This window comes from Haematospirillum sp. 15-248, assembly GCF_012102665.1.
GTDB lineage: Bacteria > Pseudomonadota > Alphaproteobacteria > Rhodospirillales > Rhodospirillaceae > Haematospirillum.
Genome location: NZ_JAAVTF010000005.1, coordinates 52,073 through 71,406, shown reverse-complemented (window position 1 = coordinate 71,406; position 19,334 = coordinate 52,073). Strand labels below are relative to the sequence as shown.

14 protein-coding genes are annotated in these 19,334 nt (G+C 56.1%); 2 read left to right on the top strand and 12 right to left on the bottom strand.

What is annotated here, in order from left to right; translation table 11 throughout:
- Positions 1-29: 29 nt before the first annotated feature.
- The 7 genes from HEQ72_RS06305 to HEQ72_RS06275 all read right to left on the bottom strand — a co-directional run bounded on the left by HEQ72_RS06305 (position 30) and on the right by HEQ72_RS06275 (position 10,633).
- Entirely contained in the window at positions 30-1,430 is a 1,401-nt protein-coding gene (locus tag HEQ72_RS06305) for an L-serine ammonia-lyase (protein WP_168021057.1), read from the bottom strand.
- A 70-nt stretch (positions 1,431-1,500) separates the two neighbouring features.
- The gene (locus HEQ72_RS06300) at positions 1,501-2,808 is read right to left on the bottom strand and encodes a serine/threonine transporter (RefSeq protein WP_168021056.1); all 1,308 of its coding nucleotides are present in this window, start codon (positions 2,806-2,808) and stop codon (positions 1,501-1,503) included.
- 805 nt (positions 2,809-3,613) lie between these two features.
- Positions 3,614-5,044, bottom strand: coding sequence for a metalloprotease TldD (gene tldD, locus HEQ72_RS06295; protein WP_168019839.1), 1,431 nt, complete (start codon positions 5,042-5,044; stop codon positions 3,614-3,616).
- Between the two features lie 101 nt (positions 5,045-5,145).
- Complete coding sequence (locus HEQ72_RS06290; protein WP_168022890.1) at positions 5,146-7,875, bottom strand: ATP-binding protein; 2,730 nt, start codon at positions 7,873-7,875, stop codon at positions 5,146-5,148.
- A gap of 2 nt (positions 7,876-7,877) precedes the next feature.
- Positions 7,878-8,927: a COX15/CtaA family protein gene (locus tag HEQ72_RS06285; RefSeq protein ID WP_168022921.1), complete on the bottom strand. Its 1,050-nt coding sequence runs from the start codon at positions 8,925-8,927 to the stop codon at positions 7,878-7,880.
- Positions 8,928-8,960: 33 nt separating this feature from the next.
- Positions 8,961-9,656: an AAA family ATPase gene (locus tag HEQ72_RS06280; protein ID WP_168022889.1), complete on the bottom strand. Its 696-nt coding sequence runs from the start codon at positions 9,654-9,656 to the stop codon at positions 8,961-8,963.
- Positions 9,657-9,835: 179 nt separating this feature from the next.
- Positions 9,836-10,633 (bottom strand): protein phosphatase CheZ, encoded by a 798-nt coding sequence (locus HEQ72_RS06275; protein ID WP_168019848.1) that lies wholly within the window; start codon positions 10,631-10,633, stop codon positions 9,836-9,838.
- Positions 10,634-11,007: 374 nt separating this feature from the next.
- Between HEQ72_RS06275 and HEQ72_RS06270 the strand changes: the two genes are divergently transcribed.
- Both HEQ72_RS06270 and HEQ72_RS06265 read left to right on the top strand, forming a co-directional pair.
- Positions 11,008-11,445, top strand: coding sequence for a CidA/LrgA family protein (locus HEQ72_RS06270; protein ID WP_168022888.1), 438 nt, complete (start codon positions 11,008-11,010; stop codon positions 11,443-11,445).
- Positions 11,442-12,167: an LrgB family protein gene (locus HEQ72_RS06265; RefSeq protein WP_322099484.1), complete on the top strand. Its 726-nt coding sequence runs from the start codon at positions 11,442-11,444 to the stop codon at positions 12,165-12,167. Before HEQ72_RS06270 ends, HEQ72_RS06265 begins: the two co-directional genes overlap by 4 nt.
- Positions 12,168-12,175: 8 nt before the next feature.
- Here HEQ72_RS06265 and HEQ72_RS06260 read toward each other — a convergent pair whose 3' ends face one another.
- From HEQ72_RS06260 to pflB, 5 genes are all read right to left on the bottom strand, one after another.
- Complete coding sequence (locus tag HEQ72_RS06260; RefSeq protein ID WP_168022887.1) at positions 12,176-12,769, bottom strand: lipocalin family protein; 594 nt, start codon at positions 12,767-12,769, stop codon at positions 12,176-12,178.
- Positions 12,770-12,862: 93 nt separating this feature from the next.
- Positions 12,863-14,968 carry a phosphate acetyltransferase gene (pta, locus tag HEQ72_RS06255; protein ID WP_168019852.1) on the bottom strand — a complete coding sequence of 702 codons (2,106 nt, stop codon included), beginning with the start codon at positions 14,966-14,968 and terminating at the stop codon, positions 12,863-12,865.
- A 12-nt stretch (positions 14,969-14,980) separates the two neighbouring features.
- Positions 14,981-16,195: an acetate/propionate family kinase gene (locus HEQ72_RS06250; protein ID WP_168019854.1), complete on the bottom strand. Its 1,215-nt coding sequence runs from the start codon at positions 16,193-16,195 to the stop codon at positions 14,981-14,983.
- Between the two features lie 63 nt (positions 16,196-16,258).
- Positions 16,259-17,041, bottom strand: a complete 783-nt coding sequence (gene pflA / locus HEQ72_RS06245; RefSeq protein WP_066131936.1) for a pyruvate formate-lyase-activating protein — start codon at positions 17,039-17,041, stop codon at positions 16,259-16,261.
- A 25-nt stretch (positions 17,042-17,066) separates the two neighbouring features.
- On the bottom strand, positions 17,067-19,325 hold the full coding sequence (pflB, locus tag HEQ72_RS06240; RefSeq protein ID WP_168022886.1) for a formate C-acetyltransferase: 2,259 nt from the start codon (positions 19,323-19,325) through the stop codon (positions 17,067-17,069).
- Positions 19,326-19,334 lie beyond the last annotated feature (9 nt).

Below are 19,334 nucleotides of genomic sequence, written 5' to 3'. Positions count from 1 at the left end.
CCAGCACAGGACAACAAAGGAGAAAAATATCAGGCGGCGTCTTCAACCCAACGCACAGCCCCGCCCGGTGTCATCGTCACCTCGGCCGCGACCTGCAAGGCTAACCCACCACAGGACGTTTCCCGATACTTGGGGTCCATATCCTTACCGGTTTCGTACATCGCGGCAATAACCTTATCCAGGGAAACCTTGGGCGTGCTGATCCGGTGCATAGCCATACGCGCCGCATTGATCGCCTTGACCGCTGCGATGGCATTACGCTCGATGCAAGGAATCTGCACCTGCCCACCAACCGGGTCACAGGTAAGGCCCAGATTATGCTCCATCGCAATCTCGGCTGCCATACAGACCTGCTGCGGGCTTCCGCCCAGAAGTTCGGTCAATCCGGCAGCAGCCATGGAGCACGCTACCCCAACCTCTCCCTGACACCCGACTTCAGCACCAGATATGGAAGCGTTCAGCTTGAACAAGCAACCTATGGCGCCGGACGACAGGAAGAACCGCAGCGTTGTATCTTCGTCCAAGGGCTGAATGAAGTGATCGTAATACGCCAGAACCGCCGGAACAACACCACAGGCACCATTGGTGGGGGATGTGACAACTTGCCCGCCCGCTGCATTCTCTTCCGACATGGCCATGGCGTACATGTTGACCCAATCCATAACGTTCATGGGGTCATTGGCCATTTTCAGGGACGTTGTCAGCATTCTGTGGAGAGCTGAAGCGCGCCGGGGAATTTTCATCGGACCAGGAAGATTACCCTCCACACGCATACCGCGCTCCATGGACCCCTGCATCACCTGCCACACACGGCGGAAATGGGAACGCAGCTCGTCGGTATCATGGAACGCTCTCTCGTTCTCCATAACCAGGGCCGATATGGACAAACCCGTTTCCTCACACATGCGCAGCAAGTCTTCGGCGGACAGGAAATGATGGGGAACCGGTGTTTCGCTACAGGACCTTTGATTGAACTGCTCTTCCTCGACAATAAATCCACCGCCGATGGAATAGTACGTCTTGGAGAGAATCAGTCCATCGTCGCCATAAGCGTGGATTTGCATACCATTTTCATGCAGGGGCAAATTCGCACGATGAAAGTCCATGCTGAACGTTACGCGCTGCTTGGTTCGCCCCAGGTTCAACGTCCCCGTTGCCTCAACATCCGCGACAACAGACGGTATCTGGTCAGGATTGACTGTATCAGGCTGATTCCCGCACAGCCCCATGATAATGGCATGATCTGTACAGTGCCCCTTGCCGGTCAGGGCCAGAGATCCATAACAATCAACATGGATCCTGCGCGTCTGGACAAACTTCCCCGTCTCTTTCAAAGCCCCCAGGAATTGATGGCCGGCGCGCATAGGGCCCACTGTATGCGAACTGGATGGGCCGACGCCTATCTTGTAGATGTCAGACATACTGAACATGGTAAAATCTCCCGGATAACTTTCGCCTGACAGGGCCCGGCCGCTCTCTCCGGCCGGACCCGCTTTTCGGTCAGGACAGCAGATCGAAGAAGATTGCAGTCATGGCAATCAACCCAATCAAAACAACAAAGATGTTGCTGAACGCGCCAGAGTACCTCTTCATCGAAGGAACCTTGGCGATGGCATACATTGGCATCAGGAACAACAACGCCGCAATAACCGGACCACCCAAACTTTCGATAGTGCCGATAATGCTGGGATTAAAGGTTGCAGCCATCCAGCAGCTCAGGATCATGAATACAGCGGCAACACGATCAAGAACAGAACCGGACATAACTTTCCCGCGCTGGCGCAGTTCCTGCTGGATCAGGCCATTAAAGCCTTCCTTGGCGCCCATATAGTGACCCAAGAATGACTTGCTGATAGCAATGATCGCAATCAAAGGCGCAGCCCAGGCGATAGCAGGCGTCGAGAAATGGTTGGCAAGGTAGGAAAGAATGGAAATGTTCTGCTCTTTCGCGGCCATCAAGTCGGCCGGCGACAAGCTCATCACGCAGCTGAACACAAAGAACATGACAGACACGACCATCATGGCATGGGCACGGAACAGAACCCGGCTGGAAGCTGGTTCCGCGTGCTCACCATGCAAACGCTGCTGGTCAACCGCAAAGGAAGAAATAATCGGCGAGTGGTTGAAAGAAAACACCATCACCGGAATTGCCAGCCATACGGTCTTCCAGAATGTCACGCCAGAAACGGCGTCGGAAAAGCTTCCCGCACTGTCAAAGGCAGCAGAGCTCCACTCAGGGATCAGGTAAATAGCCAGAATCATCAACGCTGCAACGAACGGATACACCAGAAGGCTCATGGCCTTGACGATCATTTCCGCACCCAGACGAACAATAGCCATCAAGGACAGAATCAAGATCAGGGACAGAACAGCGCGGTGCGGAACCCAATCAGCCAAACCAAGCTGGTTGATCATGAAGGATTCAACCGTGTTGGTAACAGCAACGCTGTACAGCATCAAAATGGGGTAAATGGTCAGGAAGTACAGCAGGGTAATAATCTTCCCAGCTGCACTGCCAAAATGTTCCTCGACGACTTCCGTAATGTCAGAACCCGGCTTCCGGCTGGACATGACAAAACGGTTAAGCCCCCGGTGGGAGAAGTACGTCAACGGGAAGGCAATGATGGCCATCAGCAAAAGAGGCCACAGCCCACCAATACCCGCATTGATAGGCAAAAACAGGGTTCCAGCACCAATTGCCGTCCCGTAAAGGCCCAGCATCCACGTGGTGTCGTGGCGGCTCCAAGCAGCCGGACCGACTGCGGCCGCCGACGGATTTGGCACTGATGATGATACAACTTGAGACATGCTACACACGACCTCTGCTGGTATGGGCTCGGTTTTTCAATCAGCCTCCCTATTAGAACGCGGGTCGTTTCGCACCGCACCAACGGGAAACCATCCGAGATTTCGACTCAACGGTTTGCGAACTTTATTTTCTTTTTCTCATTCCAAGGGCCACGCTAAAACGAAGCCCGAGTGTTTGCCTTGACATACATCAAACGCTTACGAAGTAATATTGCGGACCAGATCGACTGTCCATCACTTTCGCATACAGAAGCAACCTTCTCTGGAATACTCTATGGGCGACAAGGGCACCCCCTAAACCAGATTCTGTGACCGTAAATACGAAAACAGTGCTATGAAAATAAAATACAAAAAAGAAAAAACACGCACATGGGGTGAACTTGAGCCAGTGCCAGCCTCAAGATACACAAGTCCTGTATTTCACATGTGATATCAGGGTTTAGCTCTGCCCGATATGGTTAAAACGACCCCTTGACGGACGGCCATAGCTAAATAAAAAGGGAAATTTCATACCTTTTGCGGCATTCGCTTTGACTAACGCGAATGCCGCAGCACGTAGATTAAGAATATGTTCGAAAAATTGACGCCCTTACACATGGTACGTAAGAACCAAATGCCAGTACCTATGCGACGAGAAAGTTCACAACGCACATAAGACGAGTGCCATCAGAAAGGGGCTTGATACAAACAATACATCTATGGAGTGCGAATCCATACTCAAGACAATGAAGACTTGGGATCAACACCCGGGTTACAATAGGCACTACCATTGCAGTGCAGAACACATACTACCAAAAGCACCGAATTACCCACCTGTGCCACCAACAGTCAGGCGCTCTACTTTCAAGGTTGGTTGCCCAACGCCACAGGGAACCCCCTGGCCATCCTTGCCACATGTGCCAATTCCCGCATCAAGCTCCACATCATTGCCGATCATGGAGACACGCGTAAGAACATCGGGCCCATTGCCAATCAAGGTTGCTCCCTTGACCGGAGCCGTCAGCTTGCCGTCTTCAATTTTCCAGGCCTCTGTACAGGCAAAGACAAACTTTCCAGACGTAATATCGACTTGGCCACCGCCAAAATTAACGGCAAAGAGGCCCTTTTTCACACTTCGGATAATTTCCTCCGGCTCGTACGAGCCACCCAGCATGAAGGTGTTGGTCATACGCGGCAGGGGCTTGTGGGCATACGACTGCCGACGCCCGTTTCCGGATGAACGAACCCCCATCAGGCGGGCGTTCATCCGGTCAAACAAATAACCTTTCAGAATGCCATCTTCGATCAAAACATTACGGGCTGAAGGCGTACCTTCGTCATCAATCGTGATCGACCCGCGCCGGTCCGGCAAAGTTCCATCATCAACCACAGTCACACCAGGAGCTGCCACACGCTGCCCCATCAGCCCGGAAAAGGCCGACGTCTTCTTGCGATTGAAGTCTCCTTCCAGGCCATGCCCGACAGCTTCATGCAAAAGAACACCCGGCCACCCACATCCCAGAACAACCGGCATTTCACCGGCAGGGGCATCAACGCTTTCAAGATTGACCAATGCCTGATTCAGGGCACGCTCTGCCGCAGTCTTCCAAGTTTCCTCTTCCAGCAGCCAGTCGTACTTGATACGCCCACCCTGCCCCCATGAGCCCGTTTCACAACGGCCATCTTTCTCGACCATAACGGTGATGCTCAGGCGCACCATCGGACGAATATCAGCGGCCTCACCGTCTGGACGCATGATATGAACAGCCTGCCAGGACGCACCCAAGGAAGCCATAACCTGGCGAACACGCGGATCACGCCCCCTGAGATAGGCATCAATCTCTCCCAGCACCCCAACCTTGACTGAAAAAGGAACCGGCGAAAGGGGGTTCTGATCTGTATAAAGAGATTGGTTTGTCCCCACAGGTGGCGCAGCAAAGGTCCCGGAATAACCACCACGTACAGCCGAAACAGTGGCCGCTGCGCGACGCAAGGAGGCTTCATCCAAGGTCGATGCATGAGCGTACCCTGCTGTCTCCCCCACGATGGCCCGCAGACCAAACCCCTGTGCTGTATCAAAGGAAGCGGAACGAATACGCCCATCATCCAGCGAAACGGATTCAGACTGCCTGTATTCCAGATAAAGCTCTCCGTCATCAGCCCCGGACAATGCCTCAGAAACGATACTGCGCGTTGCATCTTGGTCGAGCCCGGCACGAGAGAAGAACAGATCTTCGGTAAGGGCACGATCAACCATGGCGAAAACTCCGGTCCAAACGTCAAGAACGCCCACACTATGTGCGTTTCCCAGCAAAATCACCAGCCCGGAAAATAACAAAAAAGCGCTTCTGGATAAACTCAGGCTCCCTGAACAAGCCTATCAGGGGGAAGCCATACGCGAACCTCGGTCCCTTTACCCGGCGCACTGACCAAGGATAATGTCCCCCCATGCGCCTCCACCAAGGAACGGGACAAGGGCAGCCCCAAACCCGTTCCCTGATGTCGGCGCGACAAACTGCTGTCAATCTGACCAAACGGGGCCATGGCAACGGCAATATCCTCGATCCGCATACCAATGCCGTTATCAGAAACCGTTATCGTCATACCATCCGCAGAAGGGTACAAGGCAGTAACGGTCACAACACCGCCTGAAGGAGTAAACTTGATCGCGTTGGACAACAGGTTCAGCAGGACCTGACGCAGGCGTCGCGCATCTCCCCTGATGGACAGGAGATCTGAGGGGATATCTGTGCGCATTGTCAGCCCTGCGGCAGACAGCTGGCCCTGAAGAAGACGGATTGTTCCATCAATCAGGTCAACCGGTTTTATCACATCGTCATCAAGCGTCAGATGCCCGGCCTCAACCTTGGCTGTATCAAGTATATCATTGATAATAGAGAGAAGATGCTGCCCTGACTCCTTGATACTGGCCGAATAGTCCTTGTACTGGGGTGCGGTATGGGTACCAAAAATCTCACTGGCCATAACATCGGAGAAGCCGATAATCGCATTCAGCGGCGTCCTCAACTCGTGACTCATATTTGCCAGGAAAAGAGACTTTGACCGGCTGGCAGCATCCGCCTGCTCCAAGGCTGCCCTGAGGTGCGTTTCTGTCTCAACGTGGGTAATCCGGGCCCCGATCCACAGGGCCAACAAGCGCGCAAACTCAAGGTCGGCGGGCTGCAGGCAATGTCCTGTCTTTCCCGGACCACGAAAGAACAAGATACCCCACGTGCGTCTGCAAGCCACAACACGCACAGCCAGACAGGCTTGACCTGTCTCCTCCTGTGTACAGCTTGGCACAAGAATTTCCTGCCCTTCCAGAACATCAGACAACGACATTCCGGCGCAGGATACAACCTGTCCCACCTTCAGATCATCATGCCTCCCAACCACGTAGTCCGAAATCAGGACATCGCCCTGACAACGCGCAAGACAGGCACCAGTCATGTCAAAGCGCTTGCACCCAAGCTGCAAGAGGGCTGGAACCTTCTCGGCCATTCCTTGGTCCGGATCACTGCTGATCTTGTGTAGCTCACGCAAATCAGCCTCTGACGACAACAAGGCCAACTCGGCCGCTTTTCGTTCCGAGATATCGGTAAACGTCATGACCGTCAGCCCCTCAGGCGTCCTGGTTTCTGTCATCAGGACCCACAAAGAATCCCGGAAGCAACGTTCACGTGGACGGGAGCGTTGGCCGGAAGCATCTCCGGGATCACGGTCATGACCGTCTGATGCAGAAGCAACCGAGACAGGCTGCTCAAGAGCATCAAGCAAGGCTACGACTTCGGCATAATGAATGCCGGGTACAACACGTTTGGTCAGTGACGGGAAAAGCAACCGGAATGCTTGATTACAAATCAGAAGACAGTCTTGGCTGTCCCAAAGAAGGAAACCTTCGGATACCCGGTCCAAGGCTTCGGCCAAACGGCTTTCAACCGTCCTTTTATGCTCGAGGGTTCGGGCGGTAAATTCTTCTTCCATCCGATCGCGCGCATTGCGAAGATCACGTTCCAGGCGCTTCATGGCCGTAATGTCCGTAATGGAAATGAAGAAACCCCGCACGGCAGCCCGTTCAAAAACAGGCTGTAATTCGACCCTGACGCAGCGCACTCCGTCAGGGAATGACCAGACCCCCTCGGAAACCGCAGACAACCCATCCAGAGCGGCCACAACAAGATCAGAAACCTGGGCGTAGTTCTCACCCAGATGAAATTCAAAATTCTCCCCGGCCAGAAGGTTGGTACCAACCGGAACGGAGGATGTCCCAAAAGTGCCAAACCAGCGGCAATATTCGGCTGTTGCAAAAACATAATGCTGGCGATGGTCAACCCGGGCAATCATTGCCGGCAAAGGACCCGTAATATCCTGCAGGGAGCAAGACAACGCGCTTATACTTTCCTCCATATGGCGACGCAGCGCCCCTTCCCTCACCAGAAGCTGGCGATCGTGTCCCCGGGCCCGCCAGAACACGACACAGATTGCCAGAACAATCAGGAAGACAACACCAAACCCTGCCCCAACGCACCAACGATACACCCGCAAAAAGATCTGTTGTTCATTCAGGGCTGAGCTGGCATCCAGACGCAACAGAACCCCGCCAACAAGACTACCGTCACGACGCTCCAAAGGAAGTGCGGCAATAATTTCCACAGACGTACCATGATCCTGCAACCAAACGGACTTGTATCCACGCAAGGCCGAAGACAGCCACAAGGGATCAGAGGAAAGATCAGGCAAGGCAGGAGCTGCATCCGGGATAACCGCAGACCCATCTGGATAAACCACCACAACGGCTGTCACGGGAAGATGATGAATCTCCCTCATGACAAGACTGTACACAACCAAGGCAAGATCATGCGAAAGTTCTGCGGGAGCCTGTGTCTGTGAGGACCATCCCTCCAGAGCTGAACTCAGGGCCGGCAAAGACCCCCAGACTTCCTGTAGGGACAACTCCAACGCCAGTTCACGCACCCTGCGTTCTGAAAGCGAAAGAGATACGAGAGCAGCTAATACGACAAGACACAGGGAAAAAAGCGTTGCGAGCCGCAAACCCCATGCCTTGCCCTGCTGCCCGTCAACACTCATTATCACCCACGCACAAGCCGAAAAATAAGGGTTACACACAGGCCTACCAAGACAACAGCCATCGCCTGATGCACGATACCAAGGCTGACAGGAACAGCCAGAAGCAAGGTTGTAATACCAAAACCAAGCTGTACACAAACAGCAAGAGCCAAGGCGAGAGCAAGATAACGGACAGGCTTGGTCAATGATGTGGCCCAAAGTTTCCATGCAACGACGCAGGTCACCACAACCGTACAAAGCGCCAAAGCCCGATGTATAAACTGTACCGTTGCAACATTCGCCACCAGATTATACCACCAAGGATCCTGCACCCACGCCCCCGGTGGAACAATATGCCCATCCATCAGGGGAAAGGTGTTGTAGGTCAGCCCTGCATCAAGGCCCGCAACAAAAGCTCCCCATGTCATGGTCAGCATAATCATGCCAAGGCACAGCAAGGAACCGCGTACGGCACCCTCTGGTGCCGGAGAGAAGACGGTGGGAACGGTACGGTCCAAGGCCATCCACAACAGGGCTGCAAACAGGACAACAGCCAGCATCAAGTGCGCAGCAAGGCGATAGTGGCTGACATCCGGACGGTCAACGAGGCCCGAGGCAACCATGAACCAGCCCAGTGCTCCCTGCAGACCACCAAGAACAAAAAGCCCGAGGATACGGCGCAACACACGACGATCCACGAGACCACACGCTACAAACACAAGCAGCGGGACCATCACCACAACACCTACCAGCCGCCCCACAAGGCGGTGAACATATTCCAGCCAGAAAATACCCTTGAACCCGGCCAGATCCATACCCACATTACGCTGCGTGTACTCGGGAGATGCCTTGTACAGCAGGAACATCTCCTGCCATGCGACCTCATTCATAGGGGGCAGGACGTCAAGAGGCCTCCACTCCACCATAGAGAGTCCGGACTGCGTCAGCCGGGTTGCCCCCCCCAAAAGCACCATGCAAAAAACCAGGGCGCAGAGAGACCACAACCAAACCTGGACTGACCGATCCCCGATATTCCCCGCCACTTTCACAGTGGCTGCATGATTCCCCACCATCAATTCCCCCAAACCCCACATGTCAGACAATGATCAGCCCTGCACTTGATGGCAACGGGCAATCCCCTCATAGGCCGTTGCAAGTAGACGAACAATAGTGTCCACATTATCCAGGCGTGCCGTGTTCAGAACCAGATCAAACGCCGCCGGATCATCTGAACGGGCTCCAAACATATCTTTCAGAAAACACAAACGCGCTGTATCCGCCTGCAGAACCTGTTGGTCGGCAATGGCCTCCGACACGGCATTACGCTCGGCGATCCTCTTGATCCGCACAGCCCGCGGGGCAACAAGCTTCAGACGAAGGGCACAGGAATCCTCCAGAACAAGGTGTGCACCACGTCCGAGAATAACGCCACCAACCCTGGATAACCCCAGAAAGATATTCACCAAGTGGGTCCGCCAGGCATCCTTGGAAAGATCTTTCCCCTTCAAAAGCCCCACCAGCCATAAATCGCTGGCACGCCCCACGCTTTCATCCAGCATTTTCGCCGTCTCCTGGTCAACATCAAGGCGGCTGGCAATCTTGCCAATCAAGGCGCGATCATACAGGGGAACCTGCAAATGAGCAGACAGAGCCTCTGCGACCTGGCGCCCCAATGCCCCATGTTCCCTGGAAATCGTAACCACCGGGCGCACCGGACGCCCGGCAGCCGAGTCTGCCTTGATACGGCTCGCAGACATCAGGGCCTGCATGGCAGCATGCACATCGGTCATCACAAACCCCACACCCTGTCATCCCCGTCAGGAGCAAAGACGGGACGAAAACACCCCTGCTGAAGCAAGGGCAACCCCAAGGCACGGAGTATACCTGACACACGGGGAATGCGCCAAGAGAAGCCAAGCAAAAAACCGGGGCCTTCACAGCCCCGGTTCAAGCAAACGTACGTAGCCGGATAACAGGATATTCAGCCAAACAGCTTGTCGATATCGCCCTGAGAAATCGCTCTCTCGGCCATCTGTGGTCCGTTAAGCAGGCGACGCTCGTCATCACCGGCCGGCGTATCAGGCATTTCAGCCAGAAGCTCTTCAAAGGTTTCCTGACCCCAGATATTAATCATCTTGTCGATACGCTCTTCAACAAACTTCAGCGTGCTGACGACCTTGTTGATGCGCTGACCGGTGATATCCTGGAAGTTGGCATGTTCGAAAATTGACACAACATGTTCGCTGATATCTTCGGCGAGATGGGCAAAGTAAGCATCATCGGCCTTGGAACGCAGGTTCTGAGCGGCGTTGTCGATCTTTTCGGCCGCTTCCAGAATACCATCCGTCGCCCGCTCGGTTGCACCGACAACGGCATCCAGTTCACCGGCGACAATATCAAGCCGATCAGAATCCCCGTCACTGGTCCGCAACTGCGCAATTTCGCGTTTCGTCTCCTGAATGGAGTTGGCCAAAGCCCGCAACTCCATCTTCAGAATGCGCACCTCGGTACGCTGACGCTCAAACTCCTGCACCAAGGGATCCTCGGGATCGGGCTCCCCGTCGGCGGCCTTTTGCTCGTCTTCCGGCGGAATAACATATGTTCTGAGGAGATGACTGAGGTGACTGACCTCATTCTTCAGGGCGGAAACCTCTTCACGCATTTCGGGATCAGAGGCAGCAACAACAGCGCCACCAGCAGGGGAGGCGTCACCGCCATAGCGGTTACGCAGCTGAACCTCTGCGGTGAACATCTTGCGCGGGGAACGCCCTTTGTCCATTCCTGCCCTCATCCAGTACTGAATTCGGTCAAGTCACTCTGCCCATACCGATAAGGAAACCACCAAAAGGCCCCACTCGCCATGGACCAGAATAACCGGCACACCCCGACGACAGGACATACTTCCCGACCGCTTTGTGCATACCGAGGGATACCGCACTTTTCCAAACCCCGGCAAGGCTGCAGACCCGGATGTGTCCATCCGGACCACGTAACCTGCCTGCAAATAATTCTGCTGACAAAAAGCACGTGGCAACACAAAGCCAAAGCTTGCTTTTTCTCATGTCATTTAGGGCTGGAAAACAGGGCAGCCAACATGCCAGCATGGTTCCGGTTTCACCTGTACAGCAACAGAAGCAAGAGAATCCGACACCCATGACCCTAGGTTTTATTGCAATCCTCGTTGTTTGCCAGTTTGCGGGGGAAGCCTTGGCCCGCATAGCCCGCATTCCCGTGCCAGGCCCTGTCCTTGGTATGGTTCTGTTGTTTTCCGGGCTTCTGGTGCGTGGCTTTCTCCTGCGCAGGGGGGGACTGGCCGATCCTCCACCGGAGGGCTTACAGTCCACGGCCAATGCACTTTTGCGACATCTTGGCCTGTTATTTATCCCCGCAGGGGTAGGAGTCGTAACCTTGGCACCACTGCTGGCCCTGGAATGGAGGGGAATCACACTGGCGGTCGTGGGATCAACGTTTCTTGGCCTGATTGTTACGGGCCATGTCATGCAGGCAATGACACCCCGTACACGCTTCTCTGCAGAACCCCATGGCGGACCGGAGTCCGGTCATGATGTACAGGAACAGCCTCCCTCATGATGTCCACGCATATCACCAACGTCTGGAATGACCTCAGCACAAGCCCCCTGACAGGACTGGCCATCACGCTGTTAGCTTATGTTGCCGGCTTGTGGATCTTCGAGAAAAGTGGACGGCGGGCCATTCTAAATCCCGTTCTGACGGCCATGCTGCTGCTGGTCGGAGTCCTCAAGATCAGCAATATCAGCTACGCCGATTATTTCAGTGGAGCACAACTCATCCATTTCCTGCTGGGGCCAGCTACCGTGGCACTGGCTGTCCCGCTTTACAACCAGCTGGGACGCGTGCGCCGCTCCCTGCGGGCCCTTGTCGTAGCCATAGGCACAGGCTCAGTCTGTACGGCCGGCAGCGCCATTGCTCTGGCATGGGCAGCCGGTGTCAGCCCCGTCTCACTCGCATCCATAGCACCAAAGTCCGTTACCAGCCCCATAGCCATGGGAATCGCCGAGCAGATCGGTGGTTTGCCTTCCCTGGCGGCGGTTGTTGTTATCCTGACCGGCATCCTGGGGGCCGTGGTTGGCCCCGGGATCCTGCGCCTGACCGGGGTTCGTGACCGTCGGGCCTGCGGTGTAGCCATGGGCACGGTGTGCCACGGCGTCGGAACAGCACGCGCCCTTCAGCACAGCGAAGTCAGCGGCGCATTCTCCAGCCTGTCCATGGGTCTCAACGGCTTGGCCACAGCCATTATCCTGCCGATTTTATGGGTTCTTTTTACCGGGTAACAGAACCATCAGGGAATGGGAGGCTGTTGGGTAAGCACCAGCTTCGAGACCGGGTATCCCAGACGTTCTGCCTTGGCCTTGAGGGTCTCGTACTGGGATTTACTCATCGTCGGGGTGCGCGACAGTATCCAGAGATAGCGCCGGTCAGGAGAACCAACGACGGACCACCGATAGCCTGCGTCAAGGGCAAGGACCCAGTACGCTCCTTCGGTAAACGGAAAGAAGCTGACAAACAGACGGGATCCATCGGGCTGCAAGGGGTCGAGACGCGCGGTTCCCTTTGCTTCCCGCTCCCGTCCACGGAAAGACTCGTGCAGGCAGCGGTTTGTCACCTCTATGGTTCCATCAAAAGTCTTCTCGTACTTGGCTGTGGTTGCCACACACCCCTCTTGGAACGGAGCAGGCAACGAGGCAATTTCGTACCAGGTTCCCATATAGCGATCCATGTCAACCGGGCCAGCCGTTGGCGGAGCGTTCACGGGAGGGACTTTCGGGCCACACCCGACAAGCAGGCCAGAAACCACGACAGCTACAAATCCGTACCGCTTCATCGCAACACCCTCCACCCGGTTCAGCAGGATCACGGTAGAGAAGACGCTCACCGGAAATCAATGGCTTTATCAGGAAGAGACCAAAAAAGGGCCGGGTTCAAACCAAACCCGGCCCTGATTTATCTCAATCCGTATTCCCTGGCGTCAGGCACCGGATTCAACCGGTCGCGCCGCAGCCTGAATAGCCGTCAGGGCAATTGTATAAACAATATCGTCCACCAGAGCACCACGGGACAAATCATTGACCGGCTTGCGCAGGCCCTGAAGCATCGGACCGACACTGACCACACCGGCAGAACGCTGGACAGCCTTGTATGTTGTGTTGCCGGTATTCAGATCCGGAAAGACAAAAACCGTCGCGCGCCCGGCCACCGGACTGTCCGGGGCCTTGCTCCGGGCCACACTCTCAACACTGGCCGCGTCGTACTGCATCGGACCATCTATGGTCAGGTCCGGACGACGGGAGCGGGCCAGCTCGGTCGCTTGCCGCACCTTCTCGACATCATCGCCACTACCCGATGTTCCCGTTGAATAGGAAATCATCGCCACACGGGGATCGATGCCAAAAGCCCGCGCGGAATCCGCCGACTGAATGGCAATATCGGCCAGCTGCCCGGCATCGGGGTCTGGATTGATGGCACAGTCGCCATAAACCAGAACCTGGTCCGGCATCAGCATGAAAAAGATGCTGGAGACAATACTGGCACCCGGTGCTGTCCGAATTAACTGAAGTGCCGGGCGCACCGTGTTGGCTGTTGTATGAACGGCACCGGATACAAGGCCATCAACCTCGTCCAGGGCAAGCATAACAGTTCCCAACACAACAGTATCTTCCAACTGTTGCGCTGCCTGGGGTGCGGTCAATCCCTTGCCCTTGCGCAGCTCGACCAGCGGGTCCACATAACGGTCACAGACAGATTCCGGATCAACAATTTCCAGTCCCTCGGGCAGTTCCAGACCACGCGCAGCCGCCACTTCGCGGATACGACCCGGATTACCCAACAGAACACAGCGGGCAATTCCCTTGCGATGGCAGATCACCGCGGCCTCCAGGGTCCGGGGTTCATCACCCTCGGGCAGAACAATCCGCTTGTCGGCCTTCCGGGCTTCCCGGATCAGACGGTAACGGAAGGCGGGAGGCGACAACCGAAGCTCGGAAGGCTCACCGATGATACGCCGCAAAGGCCCCGTATCCAGACGGCTTGCCACGAAATCAATCACCTGCTCCATCTGCTCGAAGTCATCGGCAGCAACCCCGCTGGCCAGACGGGACAGGGCAGAAGCTACAGCAAAGGTATCTTCCTTCGCCATAACAACCGGCAGGGTACCGGAGCTGGGGGGCATCACCAGATCAGCAACCCGTGGCGACAACGTCCCGCCACCGGTCAACAGAAGTCCGGACAAGGGCACGCCCCTCTGGTTGGCAAGAGCTGTAGCCAAGGCAATATCGCCACGGTCACAGTGGCTGACGACCAGAGCACCAGGCCCAAGGCGGGAAATACAGGTCTCGGATTCACCGGCGGCCACAACGATATTGCGGACCCGTGATGTTTCCAGAGACCCATGATGCAGCACCTTCAGATCCAGGGCACGCACCACATCAGACAAACGGGGAGCCAGTAACCGTGGCTCCCAAGGGACAATACCGATCAGCGGGATTGAAACATCGGCCTTCTCCATGGCAACCCGCAAGGCCGAAGCATCAACATCTGCCGCATGCTTGTTGACCAGAACCCCGACCGGAGAACGGTCTGCAGCGGGAAGGCGAACAGCCTTGGCCACAGAAGCAGCCAAGGCATCCAGACCTTGGTTCTGTCCGGGGACAACAACAATCCGACCGGCATCCAGGCTGCGACACATGGCCGCGTTGAGAGCCGTTGCCATACCGCTGCCATTCAGGGGCAGCAGCCCTTCCAGGACAACAACGTCAACACCGGCAGCCACCGCCTCAACAATAGAAACCACATCTTCCATCAGACCGTCGATGTCGCCGGCCGTAAAGCGGGTTTCCGCAACATCGAAAGGTATAGAAGACGCCACTTCGGCAAGACAAAGCTGACGGGCAAACTGGGCAGATGGATCAGCCAGGTCCCCCTCGGAAACAGGTCCAGAAGAGTCCGGCTGAGCCACCGGCTTGGCGAAGGCAACCTTCAGACCACTGCGCTGAAACGCGCGGGCCAGCCCCAAAGCAGCAGAGGTCAGCCCTGCATCGCGGGTTGTTGCCGAAAGAAAGAACGTTTTGGAGGACATCGGTACTCCCCCTTATGCCAAGCCGGAAGAAGACGAAACCAGCGCCAAGGCATCGCTGGCGATCATCCATTCCTCGTTGGTTGCCACAACAGCCGCCACCGGCTTGCTACCGGCAGAAATCACACCGGCCTTGCCCCGTACCGCGGCCTCATTTGCTGCGGTATCCAGTGTCAGGCCGAAAACCCCCAAGCGGGCGATGGTATCACGGCGGATCAGCGACGAATTCTCACCGATCCCACCCGTAAAGACCAAAGCATCCAGCCGCGGCAAGGATGTTGCCAAAGCTCCGACCGTGCGTGCCAGACGATGCACAAAAACAGCCAATGCCAACCTGGCTCCTTCATGACCTTCGGCTACCGCCTGCTCTAGGGTCCGGCAGTCATTCGACAGGCCCGACAACCCCAGCAACCCACTTTCACGGTTCAGGACACGATCGATCCCGTCCAGATCCAAGCCCTCACAACGGGCCATATGCAGAACCGCACCAACATCGATATCACCGCAGCGGGTTCCCATCACCAACCCCTCCAGGGGTGTCATCCCCATGGAAGTGTCGACGCTCTGCCCATTCAGGACAGCCGCTGCCGATGCCCCGTTACCAAGGTGCGCAATCACAATGCCGTGATCATCGGGATCCAACCCCAGCATGGCAACTGTCTGTGCAGCCACAAACCGGTGGCTGGTTCCGTGGAAACCGTACCGCCGTACACCATGCTGGCTATAGAATCGCTGCGGCACAGCATAGGCAAAGGCTGTTTCCGGCATGGTCTGATGGAAAGCCGTATCAAAAACAGCAACATGTGCAACACCCGGCAAGGCTGCCATCGCCGTGCGAACACCCAGAAGATTGGCTGGATTATGCAGGGGGGCCAGCGGGGTACAGGCCTCGATATCGGCCAGAACTTCGGGCGTAATCACAACCGAAGTACAGAACCGTTCACCCCCATGCACAATACGATGCCCAACCGCTGTGACACGCCCCAGAAGCCCCTGCTCTCCCAAAACCCCCAAAATAAACGCCAGCGCCGCATCATGACCCGGCCCGGACAAGGCTACCGTCTGGCTTTCTCCATCGTGGATCCGGTATTTCAGACGGGCCTCCGGGCTTCCCAAGCACTCTGCAAGACCTGACAGCTCAGACTCCTGGCTGCTTCCGGCAAAAACCGCGAACTTCAGCGATGAACTACCGCAGTTGATGACCAGAACCAGATTTTGGGTATCGCTCATAACAAAAACTCGCCTCGTCGCAGGGCCGGCGCAGAATGATGATCCGGCCGGAACAGAAAAAAATCAGTAAACGGTCAAACCATACGCCGCAAAACGCTTGCGTGCAGCATCAGTTTGCTCCGCTGTCGGAACCGGAGTATCAGCCAGGGGATAGTCCATATCAAGCGACTCCCATTTGGAAGCACCCAGCTGATGAAACGGAAGAACTTCAACGCGTTCAACCGCTGAACCAAGTGAGACCAGAAACTCTCCCAGACGGTCGATATCCGCGGCCCCGTCGGTCACGCCGGGAACCAGCACATACCGAATCCACATCGACTTGCCAAGTCGAACCAGGCGACGGGCAAAATCAAGGGTCGGTTGCAATGGCTGTCCGACAAGACGTTGGTAGGCATCCGGATCACTGTGTTTGATGTCCAACAGGACAAGATCGACCGGATCAAACCAGTCATCATCCACATCAGCATGCAGGAACCCCTGCGTATCCAAGGCACAGTGCAGGCCAAATTCGTCCTTCAGGCGCCGCAGCAGGGCACCGGCAAAAGCAGCCTGCATCAGCGGCTCTCCGCCAGACAAGGTCACCCCGCCGCTGCGCTTGAGAAAACGGGCATAGGGGCTGACCTCGGCAACCGCCTCATCCAGTGTGACAAGGCGGCCGTTATGCAGTTTCCAGGTATCCGGATTGTGGCAATACGAACACCGGAACAAACATCCTGACAAAAACAGAACGACGCGCATCCCCGGTCCGTCAACCGCCGCCCCGGTTTCCACCGAATGCAGATAGCCACAGGGATGATCCCCACCGGGAGCAACCGGAACATGGGGGCGGGTCAGGGACATAGGCATACGCGTCATTCTCCGGGTAACAAGTTTACATGGCGCCGTGGAAAGTGCGGTTGATCACATCAAGCTGCTGTTCACGGGTCAGCTTGACGAAGTTCACCGCATAGCCCGACACACGAACGGTCAGCTGTGGGTACAGCTCGGGATGTTCCATGGCCTCGATCAGCGTATCGCGATTGAAGACGTTGACGTTGACATGGAAACCACCTGCTTCCGCAAAACCATCCAAGCAGCCGGCCAGGTTGGCGGCCCGCTCGTCCGGAGTACGACCAAGGGCATCAGGCGTTGCCGAAGCCGTCCAGCTGATGCCGTCCAGAGCAGCGTCATATGGCAGCTTGGCAACCGAAGCGCCCGCAGCCACAAAGCCCTTGGTATCGCGCCCGTTCATCGGGTTGGCACCCGGGGCAAACGGCTCGCCGGAACGACGCCCGCACGGGGTATTCCCGGTTTTCTTGCCGTATACCACGTTGGACGTGATGGTCAGCACAGACTGTGTTGGCATGGCATTTCGGTAGAAGACTGGCTGGGCTGCCACCTTCTTCATGAAGGTTTCCGTCAGCCAGATCGCAATGCTGTCAACCCGGTCGTCGTTGTTGCCATACGCCGGGTAGTCACCCTCGATCTGATAATCAACGGCCAAGCCGCGCTCATCACGAACAACATGAACCTTGGCATGACGAATGGCAGACAGGGAGTCCGCCGCAACAGACAGGCCGGCAATACCGCAGGCCATGGTCCGCAGGATATCACGGTCATGCAGGGCCATTTCGATCCGCTCGTAGGAATAGCGGTCGTGCATGTAGTGAATGCAGTTCAGAGCCTTGACATACGTCACAGCCAGCCAGTCCATGGTCTTGTCGAAACGTTCCATGACTTCGTCATAGTCAAGGACATCGGCCGTGATCGGCTCCATGCCCGGGGCTACAGTCTGGCCGGTCTTTTCGTCAACACCACCGTTGATCGCGTACAGCAGGGCCTTGGCAAGGTTGGCGCGCGCACCAAAGAACTGCATCTGCTTTCCAATGCGCATGGCAGAGACACAGCAGGCAATGCCATAGTCATCGCCCCACTTCGGACGCATCAGGTCATCGTTCTCGTACTGGATGGCGCTGGTATCTGCTGAAACCTTGGCGCAGAACAACTTGAACCCTTCGGGCAGGCTGGTGGACCACAGGACCGTCAGGTTAGGCTCCGGAGCCGGACCCAGATTGTACAGGGTATTCAGGAAACGGAAGCTGTTACGGGTAACCAAGGGACGCCCGTCTTCAGCCATGCCACCAACGCATTCTGTCACCCATGTCGGGTCACCTGAGAACAGCTGGTCGTATTCGGGTGTACGCAGGAAGCGGACAATACGCAGCTTGATCACCAGATCGTCGATCATCTCCTGGGCCTGCTCTTCGGTCAGGACACCGGCTTCGATATCGCGCTGAATGAAAATATCGAGGAACGAGGACACACGGCCGAAGGACATGGCCGCACCGTTCTGTTCCTTCACAGCCGCCAGATAGGCCATGTAGGTCCACTGGATGGCTTCACGGGCATTGGCTGCCGGACGGCTGACATCAAAGCCATAGCGGGCTGCCATCTCCTGGAGCTCGCCAAGGGCACGCCACTGTTCGCTCAACTCTTCGCGCAGGCGCAGCACGTCCTCGGTAAAGCTGTGGTTATCCAGCTCATGGAACTCACGCTGCTTGTCCTGGCGCAGGAAATCGACGCCGTAAAGGGCAACACGACGATAGTCACCGATAATGCGGCCACGACCATAGGCATCGGGAAGGCCGGTGATCACACCGCTCTTGCGGGCAGCCAGAATATCGGGGGTGTAGGTATCGAACACGCCCTGGTTATGGGACTTGCGGTACTTGGTCCAGACGTCCTGGACAGCCGGATCAATTTTGAAACCATAAGCCTCAAGACCGCTCTCGACCATACGCAGACCCCCATTGGGCATGATAGCCCGCTTCAGGGGGGCATCGGTCTGCAACCCGACAATGATCTCATTGTCCTTGTCGATGTAGCCAGGGTCATGGGCCAGGATGGAAGACGGACGATCCGCAGAAACATCCAGCACACCCTTTTCGCGCTCAAGCTTCAGCAGTTCGCCAAGCTTGTCCCACAATGCCTTGGTCCGTTCTGTCGCACCGGCCAGAAAGCTGTCATCGCCTTCATAAGGGGTGACGTTACGCAGGATAAAGTCGCGCACATCGACCTTTTTTTGCCACTCACCATCCCGGAAACCGGACCAGCACAGGGCAAAGGCATCGTTTTTGGATTGAACACTCATTACTATCTC